The sequence below is a fragment of the Caulobacter sp. DWP3-1-3b2 genome, from assembly GCF_049896325.1.
Lineage (GTDB): Bacteria > Pseudomonadota > Alphaproteobacteria > Caulobacterales > Caulobacteraceae > Caulobacter.
Genome location: NZ_JAFCUB010000003.1, coordinates 184,086 through 201,250, shown reverse-complemented (window position 1 = coordinate 201,250; position 17,165 = coordinate 184,086). Strand labels below are relative to the sequence as shown.

The following is a 17,165-nucleotide window of genomic DNA, read 5'->3' as shown; positions in this document are numbered from 1 at the left end:
CCGCTACTCCACCGCATCCAGATATTCGATCTCGGGACGACCGGCCATGAACGGTCCCATCGCCGCGCCGGCGGCCTTGAAATAGTCGCTGCCGCCGTGGGCCTTAAGCGCGTCTTCCGAGGCATAGAGTTCCAGCACTTTGTAGACTGCAGGCTCCGTCCGGCTCTTGACGAGCTGGTAGGCCAGGCAACCGGGCTCGTTGGCCTTGACCTTGTTTTGGAGGTCGAGAAAGACTTTTTCGAAATCGGCGGCCTTGTCCGGCTGCACTTTGAGAATTGCTATGACGCCTATCATGTTCGTCTCCGAGGCCTTGGCGGCTAAACGCTTGTTTGAAGCCAGTGTCGGGCAGAGTGGCGTAGAGGGCAAGGGGGCACGCGCTTGAGAACCATGGCGAGCGCCGCGCCACATGCGGCGTCCAGGGGATCGCATGGAGCCGACGCGTCGAGACCACATCCGCGCCGCCTTGGCGCTCGCCGCTTCGCGGTTGCTCGCCCAGCTAACGCGGCTGACGTGCTGGCGGCTTTGGTCGGAGCCTAGTCAGGCACGGTGCTGGGACCGTCCGGCCTGGTCCACATCAACCTCGGTGGTCTGCTGACCTATCCGAAGGCCTATCGCGACCGCCCGACCGGCTTCCTGACCGAGGCGTCGTGGCGAACGCTGCAGACCCCCCCGTTCGGCGGCTATTCGGCGTTAGGCTGGGGCGTCGACACCGCCTGTAGCCTGGGTCATGTCGGTTCGAACGGTCTGTGGTGGACCCAGGCCTTCATAGACAGGCCGGCGGGAATGGCGTTCGCGGGCGTTCAGAACGCGGTGACGCCCGAGGCGGAGTCAGTCGTGCGGCAGCCGCAGGGCGCGGCGAAGCTCAGTCGAAATCCGGGGTAGCGGGAGAAAACTTACCGCCGCTCGTTCCAACCGTAGGCCACCCACGAATGGCCGCCCATGTGTCGGGCCTCGATCAGGCCAGGATCGCCGGCGGGCGCGGGCGCGGCGGTGGGACGACCGCGAAGGGCGAAGGCGGCCAAGCCCAGCAAGGCGGTGGCCATGAAGCCAATGACCACCAAGGTGGCGGCGAACACAACGGCGATGACGGCGGCGACGGCGACGGCGACCGAGGTCGCCACGGCTCCGGCGATGGTGGCCAGGCTGCGCCAGGCGATACCGTTGGCCTTGGATGTCTCCATCGTCTTCCTCGCCAGGCGTTGCCCCGCCCTCTTGCTAAGGTGGGGCGCCAGTACTGAACGTCAACTGAACACCCAGTCGATCGTTGCGTAAAATGAATTCGACGCTAGCCCGCCGCGAAACCCGCCAATTCGCGGCGTTCGCGCATCACCGTGCTGAAGGCGGCGTTGATCGCGGCCGACTTGGCCTCGGCCACTTCGATGAACTCCAGAGGCAGACCTCGGGCTCTCGCCCGGTCCGGGTGGACCTCCGACATCGCCGTGCGCCAGGCCGAGTGCACCACCGCGTCCTCGGCGTCGGCCGGCACGTCGAGGATGCGGTAAGGATCGTCAGGCTCGGCGCCGACGTGGGTGGCGGTCAGGCGGCGGAAGGCGAGCGGCGACATGCCAAACAGATCCGACACCCGCTCCAGATAGGCCAGCTCCTCGGGGGTCACCGCGCCGTCGGCCTTGGCGATGTGGAACAGGCCGTCCAGCACGTCCTCCAGCAGCTGCGGGCAGGTGCGATAGCGCTTGGCCAGGCGCTTGGCATAGCTCTCGAAGCCGTGCGTCGTCTGCCGCGCCAGGTCATACAGGCGGTGGATGTTGTTCTCGGACGCGGGGTCGGGGTGGAACACCTCGGCGAAGGCGGCGAACTCGTCGGTGTCGGCCGAGCCGTCGGCCTTGGCCAGCTTCGCGCCCAGGGCCGTCACGGCCGTCGAGAAGGCCGGATCCTGCCCCGGCAGGCCAGGCGGACATTCCTGGCATTCCGCCATGTCCAACCGCCGCGCGGCGAGGCTTGCAATGTTACGCCAGAAGGTCATGGCAGCGACGTGAGTCCAGAAGCGTGGCGGAGTAGTGGCAGTTGTATATACGCAAGACCGTCCCCCACGGATCACGCCTCCCACGCTTTCTAGCACAAAAAAGCCGTGGCCCCACCCGGCCATGCTGCATCGCACATTGAAAATTGGTAACAGTCTGTCCGACGCTCGCCGGAAATATTCGCGGGCCGGGGGAGCGTTTTGGCCGTCCACGTCGTTATGGTCACGCTTGAGCGTGGGCGGGTTGAAACGCCCCCGGCGCCATGCTCCGGTCCCATTGCGGCCGGAAAGGCTCTAACTCAACGCGCCCGACTTTGTAGATCGACGCCCTATCAAGAGGACTTCCGCCCGCATGGCGACCGCTTTCCTTCTCGCCCTGGCCCTGCTGGCCCAGGACGCTCCCGTGTCCACCGCGCCGGTCGCCTCCGCTCCCCCGGTCCGCACGACCGCCGCGCCCACGCCGCCGACCGACGACTATGGCTATGTCGGTTGGTGTTACGGCGCGCTGGGCGGCTATGTCGAGCTGTACGACAAGGTCCTGCCGGAAGTGACTCGCATCGAGAAGGCCTTCCCCGGCCCCGACGGATTTTCCGCTGCAATGAAGGAATATCCGGCCCTGCGCACTCAGGCCCAGAGCGACCTGAAGATCTATCGGTCGGCGATTGTGGCGGCCGAGAAGGCCAGCCCCCGTCCGATCTCCGAATATGGCGCGGCGGCGATCAAGAAGGGCCGTTCGGTCTGGGGCGGCTCCGAGCAGGTCGACAAGGCCCGCCTGGCTCAGGTGTGGATGAGTTGGTCGCCCCCAGGCGACTGCGAGTCCCGCGCCAAGACCCTGGAGACCAAGTCCAACCTGTTCGGCCAAGCCCTGAACTACAACGTCAAGAAGGACGAGGCTCCGGTTCTCGCGCCGACCGAATCCGCACCCGTCCCGGCTGCGACGGAGCCCTCGCCTCAGGAGGCTACAGCGGCTGAAACCCCGGTCGCCGACACGCCGAAGCCGGCTCCGATCGCCAAGTCTGTCGCGGCGAAGGCCAAGCCGGTTTCCGCCAAGGTCACGCCTGCGAAGACGGCGGCGAAGCCTGGGGCGAAGACGGCGGCGAAGCCTGGCGCCAAGCCGCCCGCACTGCCGCTGGCCGAGAAGGGAGAGATCATCATCGACCCCAACAATCCCCAGCCCTGCGCCGGCAGCCTCGCGCCCGGCAAGCGCGGCGGCAAGAACGTACTGGTCTGCAAGCCGGACTAAGGGCGGCGTTGAGACCCTCTCCAGATGAGAGGGTTATTTTACCGGCAGCGCCCCGCTCTCCGCCAGCGCCTTGAACCACGCATAGGACGCCTTGGGCGTTCGCACGCCCGTGGTTCGGTCCATCGCCACCAAGCCGAACTTGGACGTGAAGCCCAGGTCCCATTCCCAGTTGTCGATCAGAGTCCAGGTAAAATAGCCGCCGATCCGGGAGCCTGCCTCCATCGCCCCCTTCACCGCCTCGAGGTGGCGGCGCAGATACTGGCTGCGGAAGCCGTCGTCGAGCACCGCTGGACCCGGGCCGAAGGCGTCCGAGCAGCCGTTCTCGGTGATCATCACCGCCGGGTTGCCGTAGTCGTGGCGCAGCATGTCCAGCACCTGGGCCAGGCCCGAGGGGTCGATCTGGCGGCCAAAGGCGTCGAGCTCGGCCCCGGGCGGCGGGGCGGCGGGCGCGACGTGGCTGGGCGAGCCCAGGTCGATCTTCACATAGGCCGGCGAGTAGTAGTTCACCCCCAGGAAGTCTACCGGCTGGCGGATCTTGGCAAGGTCGCCGTCCTGCACATGCCCCTTCAGGAAATCATCCATCAAAGCCGGATAGACGCCCTTCAGCAGGGGACCCAGCCACGCCCGGTTCCACAGCGCATCCAGGCCGCCGGACGCCGGGCGGTTCCAGAAGGCCAGCGCTCCGCCGGCCGGGCGACATGGCTGCAGGGCCAGGGTCGTGCCGATCTTCAGATCGTCGTGCCCCTCGCGCAGGGCCTGGATCGCCAGGCCCTGCGCGAGGTTCATATGGTGGGTGGTTGGTCCCAGCAGGGCGATGTCCTTCAGGCCCGGCGCGTGCTCGCCCAGCACATGGCCGAAGACGGTGTGCACCGCCGGCTCGTTGAGGGTGATTATGTGCTTGAGCCGGTCGCCCATCCGCTGGCCGACGGCGACGGCGTAGTCGGCGAAGCTCTGGGCGGTGTCGCGCGCGCTCCAACCGCCCTTGTCCTGCAGGGCCTGGGGCAGGTCCCAGTGGAACAGGGTAGCGTAGGGCGTGACGCCCTTGGCCAGGCAGGCGTCGACCAGGCGCTCGTAATGGTCCAAGCCCGCGGCGTTGACCGTGCCTGACCCGGTGGGCAGCACCCGCGACCACGACATCGAGAAGCGGAAGGCCTTCAGCCCCGCCCCGGCGATCAGGTCGATATCCTCGGCGTAGCGACGGTAGCTGTCTGTGGCCAGATCGGCGGTCGAGCCGTCCTTGATCCGGCCCGGCTGCTTCTCGAAGGTATCCCAGATGCTGGGGCCGCGCCCGTCGGCGGTGGGCGAGCCCTCGGTCTGAAAGGCCGCCGTGGCCACGCCCCAGACGAAGTCGTCGGGGAATTGTCGAGACTTGATCGCGACCTCGGTCTTGCCGGCGCGGTCGCAGCCGCTGAGGCCAAGCCCGGCCGCACCACCGACCGCCAGGACGCCCAAGGCTCTGCGGTTGACACCCTTGTCCACGCCCACCCCTTGCTCCGTTGAAGATCGCGCGTCTTCGTTGCGGCGAAGATGATCGCAAAGCGCTGCCTCAAGCCGCAGGACTTGTCGGGCGGCGACGTCACCCTGATCGTCGAGGTCAGCGACGAAAGCCTGTCACGCGACCTGGGCTTGAAGACCGCGATCTATGCCGACCACGGCCTCCGCGCCTACTGGGTGGTCGATGTCGCGGCCCGGCGGATGATCGTCCATCGCGACCCGACGGACGAGCGTTATCGCTCGGTCAAGGCGTTCGGAGCCGACGCCGAGGTGGCCGCACTGTTGGCGCCGGAGTTGGCGATGCGGCTGGCGGAGTTGCTCGGCGACGCCTGACAAGTCGGCCGGAACGACCCTCGCGGCGATTGGAGTGACGCCATGAATGTCATGAAGCACAACGGCTACACGGCTCGGGCCGAATTCGACGACGAGGATGAGATCTTCATCGGCCGCCTCGCCGGGGTCAATGACATCGTCGGCTTCCACGCCGACAGCGTCAGCGACCTGAAGGCCGCCTTCCACGAGGCCGTCGCCGACTACATCGCCACCTGCGCCAAGGCCGGAAAGAAGCCGGAAAAGCCCTATTCCGGCCAGATCATGGTCCGTGTCGATCCGGTCGTTCACGCCCGCGCCGCCTTGGCGGCGGAACTGGCAGGCAAAACCTTGGCGGGCTGGACAGAGGAGAAGTTGCGAGACGCGGCGACGCGGGAGATCGAGGCCGCTTAAAGGGGGGTCGCTATGCTCGATGCCGCCGCGCCTAGGCTTCCACTCGAAGATCTATGGCGCCGAGAAAATAGAGTGTGTGTCTCCATTTCTCCTTGTTCCAGACGGCCGACGCCGCTCCCCCACGCGCACCATTCTTGCCGGTGGCGCCGAAATCGACCCGCACGTCCCATCCCTTGGTGGCGTAGTCCGTGAACTGTGTCACCGAGTCGATCGGGCTCGCGGTGTCCGAGTGCCAGTAGAGAGCCTCAAGGCCTTCCACGAAGGCCGACACGCTGGTGGTCGTGGTGCCCGGTCCCAGGACGATGCGCGGCAGAGTAATTCCGACGTTCGCCGCCGATCCGCTGACGAGAGTGATCAAGGTGTCTCCGCCCGGCAATGACTGGGCGACGAATTCAGGACGAACAGCCTTCGTGGGGTTTGGCATTTCAATCCTCAGATCGGCATAGGTTTTCGGACGGGATGTATCCTTGCCCTTTACTCAGGGTGCAGTATTTTAAGGATAGGGCGTCGTCTTGGCGGCAGCCAAGAAGTCCGTATTTGTAGCAAACGGCCAAGACGTATTGGGCTTCGGGGAGACCTTTGCTGCAACCAAGGAACTCCCGGATTTTCTTTTCGCTCGCCAGGATGCCGGCGCATGGCGACGGTTGTGCGGCGCGTTCATAGAACGGGAGTGATCGCGCCAGCGCGGCCTCGTCCTGCTGGCTGTTTATGGTCTGCGCGTTGAGCGAACCTCGGAGCTGCCCGGCGATGATGAAGTTCGCGATCAAGTCGCCGCGCTGGGCCCATGTGCGCAGTTGGGCGGCGGAATAGGCGCTGGCGGTCCTCGTGGGAACGACGCGACGCTGCCTTTCTTGCATGTTGTAGAGGTAGCCTTCCACCGTCTCGAACTGAAGCTGGTTGTGAGGGCGTTCGTTACGCCAGAAGTAGAGACTGGGAGGCTCCTGCTTGGTCCGCGACGTCTTGGGAGGCGCACTCCAGGCGAAGCCAAACGACATCGATGCGACCAAGCAGGCCGCTGCCAGGGAGGCCCCCGCACGGGTCGGGGGGGAAGGCCGTCGATATCCGTTCCTCACCGCTCTCTCCCCGCCTCTGAGACCGTCTTCGCCACCGGCGACCACACAAAATCAATCACCCGCCGTTTCCCCGTCACGATCTCGACCGAAGCGCTCATGCCAGCCGACAGCAAAGCTTGCCGGCCGTCAACCGTAAGACGCGCCCGTGACAGCTTCACCCTGACGGGAAACACCAAGCCCCTTTTTTCATCGACGATGGCGTCCGGCGAGACCTGGATCACTTGGCCGCTCAGCGTGCCGTAGCGGGTGAACGGATAGGCCTCCAGCTTGACGACGGCGGGGTCGCCGGTGTGGACGAAGCCGATGTCGCGGCCCAAAACGAGGGCCTCGACCACCAGGGCCTCGCCGTCGGCCACCAGGGTGACGACCGGCTTGCCGGTCTCGGCCACCTCGCCCAGCGTCGTCACCGAAACGGCCTGGACGATGCCGCCGACCGGGGCGGTCAGGGTCTGCAGGCCGCGCTTCTGCTGGGCCTTGCGCAGGGCGTCGCCCCGGGTGGCGGCCAGGCCTTCGGCCTCGGCCCGTTCCTGGGCGGCTAAGCCGCCTCCCCCCGCGCCTTGGCGCCGGGGGTGTAGTTGAGGATCGGCGACAGCCACTTCTCCGCATAGGCCAGGTCCCAGCCCTTGCGGCGGGCATAGTCCTCGACCTGATCGGGATCGACCTTGCCAACGCCGAAATAGTGCGACTTCGGATGGCTGAAATAGAAGCCCGACACCGCCGCGCCGGGGCTCATCGCGTAGCTCTCGGTCAGAATCATGCCGGTGGCCGCTTCCGCGTCGAGCAGCTTGAACAGCGTGCCCTTCTCGGTATGGTCGGGCTGGGCGGGATAGCCGGGGGCCGGGCGGATGCCCTGGTATTTTTCGGCGATCATCACGTCGGTGTCGCGGGCCTCATTGGCGGCGTAGCCCCACAGCTCGACGCGGGCCTGGTAGTGCAGCCACTCGGCGAAGGCCTCCGCCAGGCGGTCGGCCAGGGCGCTGGCCATGATGGCGCTGTAGTCGTCGCCGGCGTCCTTGAAGCGCTTGACGATCTCGTCCTCGCCATGGCCGGCGGTGACGGCGAAGCCGCCGACATAGTCTGGGCCGTGCCCGATCGGCGCGACGAAGTCAGCCAGGGCGGCGTTCATCTTGCCGGCGCCCTTGTCCATCTGCTGGCGCAGGGTGAACAGGCGCGACAGCTCGGTCTTGCGACTTTCGTCAGTGTACAGAACGATGTCGTCGCCGTCGGCCTGGGCCGGCCAGAAGCCGATCACGCCCTTGGCCCCGAACCACTTTTCGGCGACCACCTTGTCGAGCATTTCGCGGGCTTCGCGATAGAGGTCGGTGGCGGCCACGCCGACCACGTCGTCCTCCAGGATCTGTGGGAAGCGGCCGATCAGCTCCCAGCTGGCGAAGAACGGCGACCAGTCGATGAACGGGACCAGCTCGGCCAGCGACGGCTCGAAGGTCCGCACGCCGATAAAGCTGGGCTTGGGCGGCTGGTAGCCGGCCCACTCGATCTCGAACTTCTTCTTGCGGGCATCGGCGATGCTGGTGCGCGCCTTGTTGCTCTGCCCCCGCGCATACTGCTCGCGGATGCGGACATACTCAGTGCGCGTCTCGGCCTGCAGGCGGTCGCGCTCGCTGAGCGACAGCAGGCCCGAGACCACGCCCACCGCCCGGCTGGCGTCCAGCACATAGGTGGTCGAGCCCTTAGAATAGGCCGGCTCAATCTTGACCGCCGTGTGAGTGCGGCTGGTTGTGGCGCCGCCGATCAGCAGCGGCATGGTGAAGCCCTGGCGCTCCATCTCGGCGGCCACGAACACCATCTCGTCCAGCGACGGGGTGATCAGACCCGACAGCCCGATCATGTCGACGTTGTGCTTCTTGGCCTCTTCCAAGATGCGGTCGGCCGGGACCATCACGCCCAGGTCGATGACCTCGTAATTGTTACACTGCAGCACCACGCCAACGATGTTCTTGCCGATGTCGTGGACGTCGCCCTTTACCGTGGCCATCAGGATGCGGCCGGCCTGGACGCGCGGCTTGCCGGCCTTCTCGGCCTCCATGAACGGCTCCAGCCAGGCCACGGCCTGCTTCATGACGCGGGCCGACTTGACCACCTGCGGCAGGAACATCTTGCCCGAGCCGAACAGGTCGCCGACCACGTTCATGCCGTCCATCAGATGGCCTTCGATGACGTGTAGCGGTCGCTCGACCGACAGGCGCGCCTCCTCGGTGTCCGCCTCGATGAATTCGGTGATGCCGTTGACCAGGGCGTGGGTGATGCGTTCGTTGACCGTGCCCTTGCGCCATTCGAGATTGGCGGTCTGGACCTGGCTCTTGTCGCCCTTGTACTTGGGGGCCAGGTCGACCAGCCGCTCGGTGTTGGTGACGTTGGTGCGCTGCGGGCGGTTGAGGATCACGTCCTCGACGGCCTCGCGCAGTTCGGCGTCCAGCGCATCATAGACCGGCAGGTCGCCGGCGTTGACGATGCCCATGTCCATGCCCGCCGCGATGGCGTGGTACAGGAACACCGAGTGGATGGCCCGTCGCACCGGCTCGTTGCCACGGAAGCTGAACGAGACGTTCGACACCCCGCCGCTGATGCGGGCGTAGGGACAGCGCTTCTTGATCTCTCGCGTGCCCTCGATGAAGTCGACGGCGTAGTTGTCGTGCTCCTCGATGCCCGTCGCCACGGCGAAGATGTTGGGGTCGAAGATGATGTCTTCGGCCGGGAAGCCCACCTTGTCGACCAGGATGCGATAGGCCTTCTCGCAGATCTCGATCTTACGGGCGGCGGTGTCGGCCTGGCCCTGCTCGTCGAAGGCCATGACCACCACGGCCGCGCCGTAGCGCAGGCATAGCTTCGCCTGTTCGATGAACTTGGCTTCCCCCTCCTTCATCGAGATCGAATTGACGATCGCCTTGCCCTGGACGCACTTCAGGCCGGCCTCGATCACCTCCCACTTAGAGCTGTCGATCATCACCGGCACCCGCGCGATGTCGGGCTCGGCCGCCATCAGGTTCAGATAGGTGATCATCGCCTGCTTGGAGTCGAGCAGGCCCTCGTCCATGTTGACGTCGATGACCTGGGCCCCGGCCTCGACCTGCTGGCGGGCCACCGACAGGGCGGCCGGATAGTCGCCGTCGATGACCAGCTTCTTGAACTTGGCCGAGCCAGTAACGTTGGTGCGCTCACCGATATTGACGAAGACAGGTCTCATTTCGCGGCACTCAAGGTCGTTTGCAGGGCGGCGATCTGGGTGAGCCACGCGTCGTGATCCTCCCCCTCCTGCCACAGTTCGTCGAGTTCGGAGGCCGGGCCGACGACGCGCGCCAGGGCCGAGCGCGCCAGGGCGACCGCGCCGTCCGGAGCCGCGCCCAGCGCCGTCTTCAGGTCGCGGTGGCTGTCGGGCAGGATGGTGACGTCGCCGACCGATGCGGCGACGATCGCCGCAGCTGCCACGGCGATCTCGCCCTCGGGGGCTTCCAGATAGCCGGCCGTCTTCGTCACATGGTCCAGCATCTGGACGACCGTGCGCCAGTCCGGCGCCTCGGCCAGGTCGCCGACGAAATCCATCGCCTCGTCATTGTCGAACAGTCCGCTCGCCCAGGCCATGCTCAAACCGCCTCGGTCTTGGCGCGGGCCGTCGCCAAGGTGATCTGGCCGGCCAGGAAGTCGGTGAAGGCGATCCCCTGGGCTTTCAGCGACTTGGGATAGAGGGACGCTGCGGTCATGCCTGGCAGGGTGTTGATCTCCAGGAAGATCGGGCCGTTCGGCGTGACGATGAAGTCACTGCGCGAATAGCCGCCGGCCCCCACGGTTTCGTGGGCCTTGAGAGCGCAAGTCTGGATGGCGGCGATGATCTCCGAGGGGAAGGTGGCGGGGCAGATCTCACGGGTCGCCGCCGCTAGGTATTTGGCGGCGTAGTCGAAGGCTCCGTCGGCGGGATGGATCTCGACCGGCGGCAGAGCGATCAGCGAACCGTCGGCCTGTTCGAGCACGCCGCAGGTGGCCTCCAACCCAGCCACGAAGGGTTCGATGACATAGGCTGCCGAGCCGGCGGCCTCTTCGAGGGTTTCCAGATCGGCGGGACCGTTGACAAAGATCAGGCCGTAGCTGGAGCCATCGGCCACCGGCTTGGCGACCAGCTTGCCGTACTTGGCCAGCGCCGCTTCGGCGTCCGCCAGTTCGACCGTCGAAGGCGCATCGACGCCGGCCTGAGCCACGGCGACCTTGGTCGCGATCTTGTCGAAAGCCAGGCGGCTGGACTTGGAGTCCGAACCGGTAAACGCCACGCGCCGCGCCTCGCACAGGGCGGCCAGGTCGCCGTTCTCGGCCTCGCCGCCGTGCATGCCCAGCACCAGAACGCGGTCCTCGGCCTTGGCCTTGTCGAGCGCCGCCTCGATGCCGCCAATCGACGCCCCTTCGGTGGGCAGGTCCAGCTCGAACGGCCGCTGATGGGCCTGAAGCACCGCGTCGCTGGCGACATAGACCTTGTCGTCCGGGGCCCAGAACCACAGGTCGGCGCCTGGCAAGGCCGTGGCCAAGGCCTTGGCGCTGGCTACCGAGACGAGACGCTCGCGGCTCATGCCGCCGAAGAGAATGGTGGTGCGCATCGTGAAATCTCTAAAGCATTTCAAGCCAAGCGGCGTTCGGTTCGCGTGAAGAAAATGCGTGGAAACAATGATCGAGAGGCCTGATCCGATGCGATCGGATCGGAGCCCCTAGGCCAGCTCGAACGGCTCAAGCCCCGCCAGGCGCATGGCCTTCGGGCGCTCGGGGATCGCGCGGGGCTTCACGCCGCGCACCTCGTCGGCCACATGCTTGATGTGGTCCGGCGTGGTGCCGCAGCAGCCGCCCAGGATGTTGACGATGCCGTCCTTGGCCCACTCGTGCAGTTGGTGGCCGGTCTGGTGCGGCTCCTCGTCATATTCGCCCATGGCGTTGGGCAGGCCAGCATTGGGATAGGCCGCGACCAGGGTGTCGGCGATGCGAGCCATCTCGGCGATGTGCGGCCGCATCAGGTCGGCGCCCAGGGCGCAGTTGAAGCCCACGGCGAACGGCTTGCAGTGCTTGATCGAGTTCCAGAAGGCTTCCGCCGTCTGGCCTGACAGGGTTCGGCCCGAGCGGTCGGTAATGGTGCCGCTAATCCAGATCGGCAGTTCCTCATAGCCCTCGTCGACCAGGTCCATGATCGCCTTGATCGCGGCCTTGCAGTTCAGCGTGTCGGTGATGGTCTCGATCAGGAACAGGTCCACCCCGCCGTCGTGCAGCGCCGCCACCTGCTCGCGATAGGCCTGGTAGACCTGGTCGAATGTGACCTTGCGCGCGCCGGGATCGTTCACGTCCGACGACATCGACAGCATGACGTTGAGCGGCCCCATCGAGCCGGCCACGAAGCGCGGTTTTTCCGGCTCCCTGGCCAGCCACTCGTCGGCCACGGCGCGGGCGATGCGCGCGCCCTCGTAATTGATGTCGCGCACCACGTCGGCCCCGAGGCGATAGTCGGCCTGGGCGATGGTGGTGCCGGAAAACGTATTGGTCTCGGAGATGTCGGCGCCGGCCGCGAAATACTGGTGGTGCAGGTCGGCGACGATGTCGGGCCGGGTCAGGCAGAGGATGTCGTTATTGCCCTTCATCTGGCCGTCATAGTCGGCGAAGCGCTCGGCGCGGTAGTCGACCTCGCTCAGCTTGCGCTTCTGGAACATCACGCCCCACGAGCCGTCGAGGATCAAGATGCGTTCCTTGGCGGCGGCCCTCAGGGCCGCGACGCGGCCCCTTCTTGTCGAAAGATCTGGGCGGGTGGTCAGATCGGTCACGCGGCGGCCTCCGAAGGCGCCGGGACGGTCTCGCGGACGCCCAGCACGCGGCAGATGGCGTAGACGAGGTCGGCCCGGTTGAGGGTGTAGAAGTGGAAGTCCGAAAAGCCCTGCTCTTGCAGCTTGGCGCACATCTCGGCGGCCACCGAACAGGCCAGCAGGCGACGGGTGTCGGCGTCGTCGTCCAGGCCGTCGAAGAGATTGGCCAGCCAGCCAGGCACAGCCGTGCCGCAGGCCCTGGACATCTTCACCAGGCCCTTGAAGTTGGTCACCGGCATGATGCCCGGCACGATCGGGATGGTGATGCCGGCGGCGCGGACCTTGTCGACGAACCGCAGGAAGGCGTCGGTGTCAAAAAAGAACTGGCTGATGCCCAGCGTGGCCCCGGCGTCGATCTTGGCCTTCAGCACCTCGATGTCGTGCTCGATCGACGGACTTTCGGGATGCTTTTCCGGATAGACCCCGACCAGCACATTGAACGGCGCGACGGCCTTCAAGGCCGAGGTCAGCTCGGTGGCGTTCTTGTAGCCGTCTTCGCGGGGCACATAGACGCCGCCGATGCCGCCCTCGCCGGGGGGCGGGTCGCCGCGCAGCGACACCACGTGGCGTACGCCGGTCTCCCAATATTCGCGGATCACCTCATCGACCTCGGCGCGGCTGGCGCCGACGCAGGTCAGGTGGGCGGCGGGCTTGAGGCTGGTCTCTTCGAGGATCCGCTTGACCGTGCGGTGGGTGCGCTCGCGGGTCGAGCCGCCGGCCCCATAGGTCACCGAGACGAAGGCCGGATCCAGCGGAGCCAGCCGATTGATCGCCGCCCACAGGTTCTCCTCCATTTGCTCGGTCTTCGGCGGGAAGAACTCGAACGAGACGCGCGGGCGGTCGGTGCGTTCGCCGGCGCGGGCGACCGGGCCAAGGACGCGGGGGTCGAGCACACGGGGGTCGAGCGGGGTCGTCATGCGGCGCTTCTTTCGGCGGTCTTGATAGCGGGACGGCGAGCCGTCCAGATCTTGACGGTGAGCCCTTCGTTGCTGGTCGGCGGCAGGGCGATGTTGCTGTCGAGCACCAGGCCCGCAGCCTCGACCCAGGCGGTGATCTCGCCGTCGGCGAAGCCCAGGCGGCGATGCTGGTGCGCCTCACGCAGGAACTCGTGATCATGCGGCGCGAAATCGGCGATCAACAGCAGGCCGCCGTCGGCCACCAGTCGGGCGGCCTCAGCCACGGCCGCAGCCGGGTCGCCGAGATAGTGCAGCACTTGGTGAACGGTCACCAGATCGGCGCAACCGCCCGGCAGGCCGGTGGCGAAGATGTCGCCATGTCGCAATTCGCACTGGACCAGGCCTGCCTTGGCCACCTCGTCGCGGGCGATGTTGAGCATCTGTTGTGAAAGATCCAAACCCAAAGCCGTGCCCGCCCGACGGCCCAGCAGGGTCAGCATGCGACCCGCGCCGGCCCCCAGGTCGACCATCTCATCGAAGGGCCCCTCACCGGCCGCCTGCAGGATAGCGGCCTCGACCTCGGCTTCATCGACATAGAGCGAGCGAATCTCGTTCCAGCGCGCGGCGTTGCGGGCGAAATAGGCCTGGGCGCCGGCGGCGCGCTCGGTCCGCACCCGGGCCAGCTTCTCGCCGTCAGCGCGCGCGGCCGGATCTGCGGCGTCAATCAGGTCCAGCGCCTGGGCGATCAGGGCCCGGCCCGGCGATTTGGCGGCCAGACGGTAGAAGACCCAGGCGCCGTCGGGAAAGCGTTCGACGAGCCCGGCCTCGGCCAGCAGCTTCAGATGGCGTGATACGCGGGGTTGGCTCTGATCGAGGATTCGGCACAGCTCCAGCACCGACAGTTCCTCATGGGCCAGTAGCGCCAGCACGCGCAGACGGGTCGATTCCCCGGCCGCGCGCAGCAGATCCACAACCTTTTCGGATGACGCCTTCATGGGGATATAAAGATATCTTTATGTCCCTTTTTGCAAGTGGATTTTGTTGCGCCGCCTCGGCTTCAGGCCTCCTCAGGCGCCGGTTGCCAGAGTTCGATCTTCACCCCAGCAGGGTCGATCAACCAGGCAAAACGGCCCAGATCCTCGTCCTGTCGACCCGTCGGCTCAACCCCTTCGGCTGCGGCCCTCGCCAGCACGCCGTCCAGGTCATCGACGATGAAATTGATCATGAACGAAGCGCCCGACGGCTCGAAATAGCCAGTGTCGGCGGCGAATGGCGCCCAACTCACGGCGCCGGTTTTCGGGTGGTTGAAGGTGGCGCCCCAGTCGTGGACTTCGAAGCCCAGCACCCGGGCGTACCAGGCGCGAACCGCGGCCGGATCCTCCGCCTTGAAGAACAACCCACCCAGTCCCAACACCTTCGCCATGCTAGCCCTCTCGCGCCCGATCGGCGGCCCCGAGGTCTTGCGCCCCAAGATCCCGGGCCCAAGCTTCCGACCAAGTCAGCAAAGGCGCAAGAGCCTCGATCAGTTCGACGCCCTTTGCGGCGCCGTTCCCCGCCTAAACCTCGACCGGCGAGGCCAGACCTTCGCCTTTGAAGAACCGCCGCAGGTTCTCCAGAGTCAGCCCGACCATGGCGGGGATGCTGTCGAGGGTCGCGCCAGCCGTGTGGGGAGTCAGCACGGTGTGCGGCACGCCGGCCCAACGCGCGGCCGGGGTCGGTTCGTGATCAAACACGTCCAGCCCCGCCATGCCCAACCGGCCGTCCTTGAGCGCCGCGATCAGGGCGTCCTCGTCGACCAGCGAGCCCCGCGCCACATTGACCAGCAGGCCCTGGGGCCCGAGCGCCTCGATCACCGCCTGGTCGATCATGTGGCGGTTGCTGGCGTCGGGCCGGGCGCAGACCACCAGGATGTCACTGTCGCGGGCCAGGTCCAGCAGGCTCGCGGCGCGCGGCCGGTCGGTGTCCTTGGGCCGGGGCGCCCACCACGCGATCTTGAGCTCGAAGGCTTCCAGCCGGCGGGCGACCGCCTCGCCGATATGGCCCAGGCCGACGATCCCGGCCTTGCGGCCGCGCAGGCCATGGCGGGGGCTCATCCGCTCCATGTTGGTCCAGTGGCCGGTGCGAAGCCGCGTGTCGCCCTCGACGACGCCCCGCCAGGCGGCCAGCACCAGACCCACCGCGTGATCGGCGACATCACCAGCATTGAGGCCCGTCGAATGGCTGACCGCGATGCCATGCGACTTGCACCACGGCACGTCGATCCCGTCATAGCCGACGCTGACGCAAGCGATCAGACCTAGCTTGGGCATTTCCGACAGCAGGTCCTTGGTCAGCACCATCTCGCCCGCATGGACGATGGCCCTCACCTCTCGTCCCGGCCCCTCCAAGAACGCCAGCCGATCGGGATAGTCCCACAGGCGGTGCACCTCGTAGGCGCCCTCCAGCATCGACTGCAGCGGCGTCAGCATCTCGTGCGAGATCAGGATGTGGGGCTTGTCGGCGGGCGTTTGCGGCATGCGCTTCCTCCATCCCGGGATGGAGCCCGAGATAGAGCCGCCGGAACGCGACGCAAACTACTCCAGTTGCAACCGCGCGCCACCCAGAACCGCAGGGAGATAACTGCCTAGCTGTGTAGTCCCTTGGCGAATTCCTCAATCATCTTGGCGCAGAAGGCCGGCAGGTCGTCGGGCTTGCGCGAGGTCACCAGCCCCTGGTCGACCACCACGTCGCGATCCACCCAAAAGGCCCCGGCGTTGCGGAGGTCCATCTCCAGCGATGGCCAGGAGGTCATCTGCTTGCCCTCGACGCCGCCGGCGTTGATCAGCGTCCAAGGGCCATGGCAGATCGCCGCGATCGGCTTGCCGCTGGTCACGAAGTGCTTGATGAAGGCGATGGCCTCCGGCTCGATCCGCAACGCGTCGGGGTTGATCACACCGCCCGGCAGGACGAGGGCGTCGTATCCTGCGGGGTCGGCGCTGGCCAGGCCGCGATCGACCGGCACGACGTGACCCTTGTCCTGATGTTCCCAGCCCTGGATTTCGCCGGCCTTCGGCGAGACGATCTCGACGGTGGCGCCCGCCGCCTTCAAGGCCTCGACGGGCGTATCCAGCTCCGACTGCTCAAAACCGTCGGTGGCCAGGACGGCCACCTTGCGGCCGATGAGCGAGGGCGGACGACCGGTCAGGGGTGGGTTGGACATGGGCGACTCCTGCGAACAATGCGCCATCCAAACTCGACCAACGACGCGGGGGTTCCCGGCCCCCACCCAAGTCACGCAAGGTTAAGCTGTGAACTCCCTGTCTTGCCACGGGTTTTGTCCGTGGCGCCGCCCCGACGCCTGAAGATCCTGGAGGAATTCCCATGATGATCAGAACGCTCGCCGCCGGCGCCGCGCTGGCCATGGTCTTGTCTGGCGCCGCTTCGGCCGCGCCGCAGGCCAAGGCTTCGGCCGCAGCCGCCGCACCCAAGCAGCCGATCCCCTATTCGCAGTTGGACGCCTATCTCAAGGCCTCGCCCAAGGTCCGGGCCAGCAAGGACTGGTGGAGCGGCTCGGCCTCGACCGGCATGTCGAGCGACACCTCGGCGACCATGCCCGCAGCCCCGGCCATGACCGGCGCCTCGATGGGCTCGCCGGCCGGTAGCATGCCGACCACGACCATGCCTTCCGACAGCACGAGCAGCATGCCGGCTACACCGCCGACCATGCCAGAATCCACTGGCCCCGAGCCCGGCTCGAACCTTCCCGGCTCAAGCTCCACGCCGGGCACGATGACCGAACCAAAGTAGATCCAGAAACGATGACAGGGCGGCCCTGGCGGCCGCCCTGTCGCGGAGTCCGGAAAAAAGTCGGCGCGTTAGAGCATTTTTCGAGCGAAGTGGTTCCGGTTCTCGTGAAGAAAAATGCGTCAAAACAAA

Annotated in this window: 21 protein-coding genes; 5 read left to right on the top strand and 16 right to left on the bottom strand. The window is 66.5% G+C overall.

The genetic code is table 11. From position 1 onward, the window contains the following. Positions 1-3 precede the first annotated feature (3 nt). Complete coding sequence (locus ACP7AG_RS03545) at positions 4-294, bottom strand: putative quinol monooxygenase (protein WP_426013495.1); 291 nt, start codon at positions 292-294, stop codon at positions 4-6. Positions 295-546: 252 nt separating this feature from the next. Between ACP7AG_RS03545 and ACP7AG_RS03540 the strand changes: the two genes are divergently transcribed. Next, complete coding sequence (locus tag ACP7AG_RS03540) at positions 547-882, top strand: hypothetical protein (RefSeq protein WP_426029801.1); 336 nt, start codon at positions 547-549, stop codon at positions 880-882. An 11-nt stretch (positions 883-893) separates the two neighbouring features. Here ACP7AG_RS03540 and ACP7AG_RS03535 read toward each other — a convergent pair whose 3' ends face one another. Then, positions 894-1,181 (bottom strand): hypothetical protein, encoded by a 288-nt coding sequence (locus ACP7AG_RS03535; protein WP_426013498.1) that lies wholly within the window; start codon positions 1,179-1,181, stop codon positions 894-896. A gap of 104 nt (positions 1,182-1,285) precedes the next feature. Then, complete coding sequence (locus ACP7AG_RS03530) at positions 1,286-1,981, bottom strand: TerB family tellurite resistance protein (RefSeq protein WP_426013500.1); 696 nt, start codon at positions 1,979-1,981, stop codon at positions 1,286-1,288. 349 nt (positions 1,982-2,330) lie between these two features. Here ACP7AG_RS03530 and ACP7AG_RS03525 point away from each other — a divergent pair, with 349 nt between their 5' ends. Further along, the gene (locus ACP7AG_RS03525; RefSeq protein ID WP_426029800.1) at positions 2,331-3,221 is read left to right on the top strand and encodes a hypothetical protein; all 891 of its coding nucleotides are present in this window, start codon (positions 2,331-2,333) and stop codon (positions 3,219-3,221) included. Positions 3,222-3,254: 33 nt separating this feature from the next. Here the strand turns inward: ACP7AG_RS03525 and ACP7AG_RS03520 are convergent, their stop codons facing one another. Next, entirely contained in the window at positions 3,255-4,700 is a 1,446-nt protein-coding gene (locus ACP7AG_RS03520) for a GH1 family beta-glucosidase (protein WP_426029799.1), read from the bottom strand. A gap of 48 nt (positions 4,701-4,748) precedes the next feature. On the opposite strand from ACP7AG_RS03520, the gene ACP7AG_RS03515 reads away from it, so the two are divergent. Further along, entirely contained in the window at positions 4,749-5,048 is a 300-nt protein-coding gene (locus ACP7AG_RS03515) for a Uma2 family endonuclease (protein WP_426013504.1), read from the top strand. A 42-nt stretch (positions 5,049-5,090) separates the two neighbouring features. Next, positions 5,091-5,438 (top strand): type II toxin-antitoxin system HicB family antitoxin, encoded by a 348-nt coding sequence (locus ACP7AG_RS03510; protein ID WP_426029798.1) that lies wholly within the window; start codon positions 5,091-5,093, stop codon positions 5,436-5,438. 31 nt (positions 5,439-5,469) lie between these two features. Here the strand turns inward: ACP7AG_RS03510 and ACP7AG_RS03505 are convergent, their stop codons facing one another. From ACP7AG_RS03505 to ACP7AG_RS03450, 12 genes are all read right to left on the bottom strand, one after another. Beyond that, positions 5,470-5,796 (bottom strand): hypothetical protein, encoded by a 327-nt coding sequence (locus ACP7AG_RS03505; RefSeq protein WP_426029797.1) that lies wholly within the window; start codon positions 5,794-5,796, stop codon positions 5,470-5,472. Between the two features lie 67 nt (positions 5,797-5,863). After that, entirely contained in the window at positions 5,864-6,433 is a 570-nt protein-coding gene (locus tag ACP7AG_RS03500) for an SEL1-like repeat protein (RefSeq protein ID WP_426029796.1), read from the bottom strand. A 74-nt stretch (positions 6,434-6,507) separates the two neighbouring features. Next, on the bottom strand, positions 6,508-7,107 hold the full coding sequence (locus ACP7AG_RS03495) for an HlyD family efflux transporter periplasmic adaptor subunit (protein WP_426029795.1): 600 nt from the start codon (positions 7,105-7,107) through the stop codon (positions 6,508-6,510). Further along, positions 7,047-9,716, bottom strand: coding sequence for a methionine synthase (gene metH, locus ACP7AG_RS03490; protein WP_426029794.1), 2,670 nt, complete (start codon positions 9,714-9,716; stop codon positions 7,047-7,049). The genes ACP7AG_RS03495 and metH overlap by 61 nt, the downstream gene beginning before the upstream one ends. Next, positions 9,713-10,111: a DUF4259 domain-containing protein gene (locus tag ACP7AG_RS03485; RefSeq protein WP_426013515.1), complete on the bottom strand. Its 399-nt coding sequence runs from the start codon at positions 10,109-10,111 to the stop codon at positions 9,713-9,715. Before ACP7AG_RS03485 ends, metH begins: the two co-directional genes overlap by 4 nt. Before the next feature lie 2 nt (positions 10,112-10,113). Further along, positions 10,114-11,112, bottom strand: a complete 999-nt coding sequence (locus ACP7AG_RS03480) for a D-alanine--D-alanine ligase family protein (RefSeq protein ID WP_426029793.1) — start codon at positions 11,110-11,112, stop codon at positions 10,114-10,116. Positions 11,113-11,220: 108 nt separating this feature from the next. Next, positions 11,221-12,306 carry a homocysteine S-methyltransferase family protein gene (locus ACP7AG_RS03475; protein ID WP_426029841.1) on the bottom strand — a complete coding sequence of 362 codons (1,086 nt, stop codon included), beginning with the start codon at positions 12,304-12,306 and terminating at the stop codon, positions 11,221-11,223. 5 nt (positions 12,307-12,311) lie between these two features. Continuing rightward, positions 12,312-13,271 carry a methylenetetrahydrofolate reductase [NAD(P)H] gene (gene metF / locus ACP7AG_RS03470; protein ID WP_426013520.1) on the bottom strand — a complete coding sequence of 320 codons (960 nt, stop codon included), beginning with the start codon at positions 13,269-13,271 and terminating at the stop codon, positions 12,312-12,314. Continuing rightward, entirely contained in the window at positions 13,268-14,245 is a 978-nt protein-coding gene (locus ACP7AG_RS03465) for an ArsR/SmtB family transcription factor (protein WP_426029792.1), read from the bottom strand. Before ACP7AG_RS03465 ends, metF begins: the two co-directional genes overlap by 4 nt. A 62-nt stretch (positions 14,246-14,307) precedes the next feature. Continuing rightward, complete coding sequence (locus ACP7AG_RS03460; RefSeq protein ID WP_426029791.1) at positions 14,308-14,673, bottom strand: VOC family protein; 366 nt, start codon at positions 14,671-14,673, stop codon at positions 14,308-14,310. Positions 14,674-14,806: 133 nt separating this feature from the next. Further along, a complete protein-coding gene (locus ACP7AG_RS03455) occupies positions 14,807-15,766 on the bottom strand; it encodes a 2-hydroxyacid dehydrogenase (RefSeq protein ID WP_426029790.1) in 960 nt (319 codons plus the stop codon). Between the two features lie 107 nt (positions 15,767-15,873). After that, positions 15,874-16,449 carry a type 1 glutamine amidotransferase domain-containing protein gene (locus ACP7AG_RS03450; protein ID WP_426029789.1) on the bottom strand — a complete coding sequence of 192 codons (576 nt, stop codon included), beginning with the start codon at positions 16,447-16,449 and terminating at the stop codon, positions 15,874-15,876. Positions 16,450-16,610: 161 nt separating this feature from the next. On the opposite strand from ACP7AG_RS03450, the gene ACP7AG_RS03445 reads away from it, so the two are divergent. After that, the gene (locus tag ACP7AG_RS03445) at positions 16,611-17,036 is read left to right on the top strand and encodes a hypothetical protein (RefSeq protein ID WP_426029788.1); all 426 of its coding nucleotides are present in this window, start codon (positions 16,611-16,613) and stop codon (positions 17,034-17,036) included. Positions 17,037-17,165: the final 129 nt, after the last annotated feature.

Excerpts from the sequence above, each read along its gene's own strand:
- ACP7AG_RS03450 (WP_426029789.1), bottom strand. The coding sequence starts at position 16,449 with ATGTCCAACCCACCCCTGACCGGTCGTCCGCCCTCGCTCATCGGCCGC.
- ACP7AG_RS03500 (WP_426029796.1), bottom strand. The coding sequence starts at position 6,433 with ATGTCGTTTGGCTTCGCCTGGAGTGCGCCTCCCAAGACGTCGCGGACC.
- ACP7AG_RS03510 (WP_426029798.1), top strand. The coding sequence starts at position 5,091 with ATGAATGTCATGAAGCACAACGGCTACACGGCTCGGGCCGAATTCGAC.
- ACP7AG_RS03445 (WP_426029788.1), top strand. The coding sequence starts at position 16,611 with ATGATGATCAGAACGCTCGCCGCCGGCGCCGCGCTGGCCATGGTCTTG.
- ACP7AG_RS03480 (WP_426029793.1), bottom strand. The coding sequence starts at position 11,112 with ATGCGCACCACCATTCTCTTCGGCGGCATGAGCCGCGAGCGTCTCGTC.
- ACP7AG_RS03535 (WP_426013498.1), bottom strand. The coding sequence starts at position 1,181 with ATGGAGACATCCAAGGCCAACGGTATCGCCTGGCGCAGCCTGGCCACC.
- metH (WP_426029794.1), bottom strand. The coding sequence starts at position 9,716 with ATGAGACCTGTCTTCGTCAATATCGGTGAGCGCACCAACGTTACTGGC.
- ACP7AG_RS03460 (WP_426029791.1), bottom strand. The coding sequence starts at position 14,673 with ATGGCGAAGGTGTTGGGACTGGGTGGGTTGTTCTTCAAGGCGGAGGAT.
- ACP7AG_RS03465 (WP_426029792.1), bottom strand. The coding sequence starts at position 14,245 with ATGAAGGCGTCATCCGAAAAGGTTGTGGATCTGCTGCGCGCGGCCGGG.
- ACP7AG_RS03455 (WP_426029790.1), bottom strand. The coding sequence starts at position 15,766 with ATGCCGCAAACGCCCGCCGACAAGCCCCACATCCTGATCTCGCACGAG.
- ACP7AG_RS03485 (WP_426013515.1), bottom strand. The coding sequence starts at position 10,111 with ATGGCCTGGGCGAGCGGACTGTTCGACAATGACGAGGCGATGGATTTC.
- ACP7AG_RS03525 (WP_426029800.1), top strand. The coding sequence starts at position 2,331 with ATGGCGACCGCTTTCCTTCTCGCCCTGGCCCTGCTGGCCCAGGACGCT.
- ACP7AG_RS03515 (WP_426013504.1), top strand. The coding sequence starts at position 4,749 with ATGATCGCAAAGCGCTGCCTCAAGCCGCAGGACTTGTCGGGCGGCGAC.
- ACP7AG_RS03545 (WP_426013495.1), bottom strand. The coding sequence starts at position 294 with ATGATAGGCGTCATAGCAATTCTCAAAGTGCAGCCGGACAAGGCCGCC.
- ACP7AG_RS03530 (WP_426013500.1), bottom strand. The coding sequence starts at position 1,981 with ATGACCTTCTGGCGTAACATTGCAAGCCTCGCCGCGCGGCGGTTGGAC.
- metF (WP_426013520.1), bottom strand. The coding sequence starts at position 13,271 with ATGACGACCCCGCTCGACCCCCGTGTGCTCGACCCCCGCGTCCTTGGC.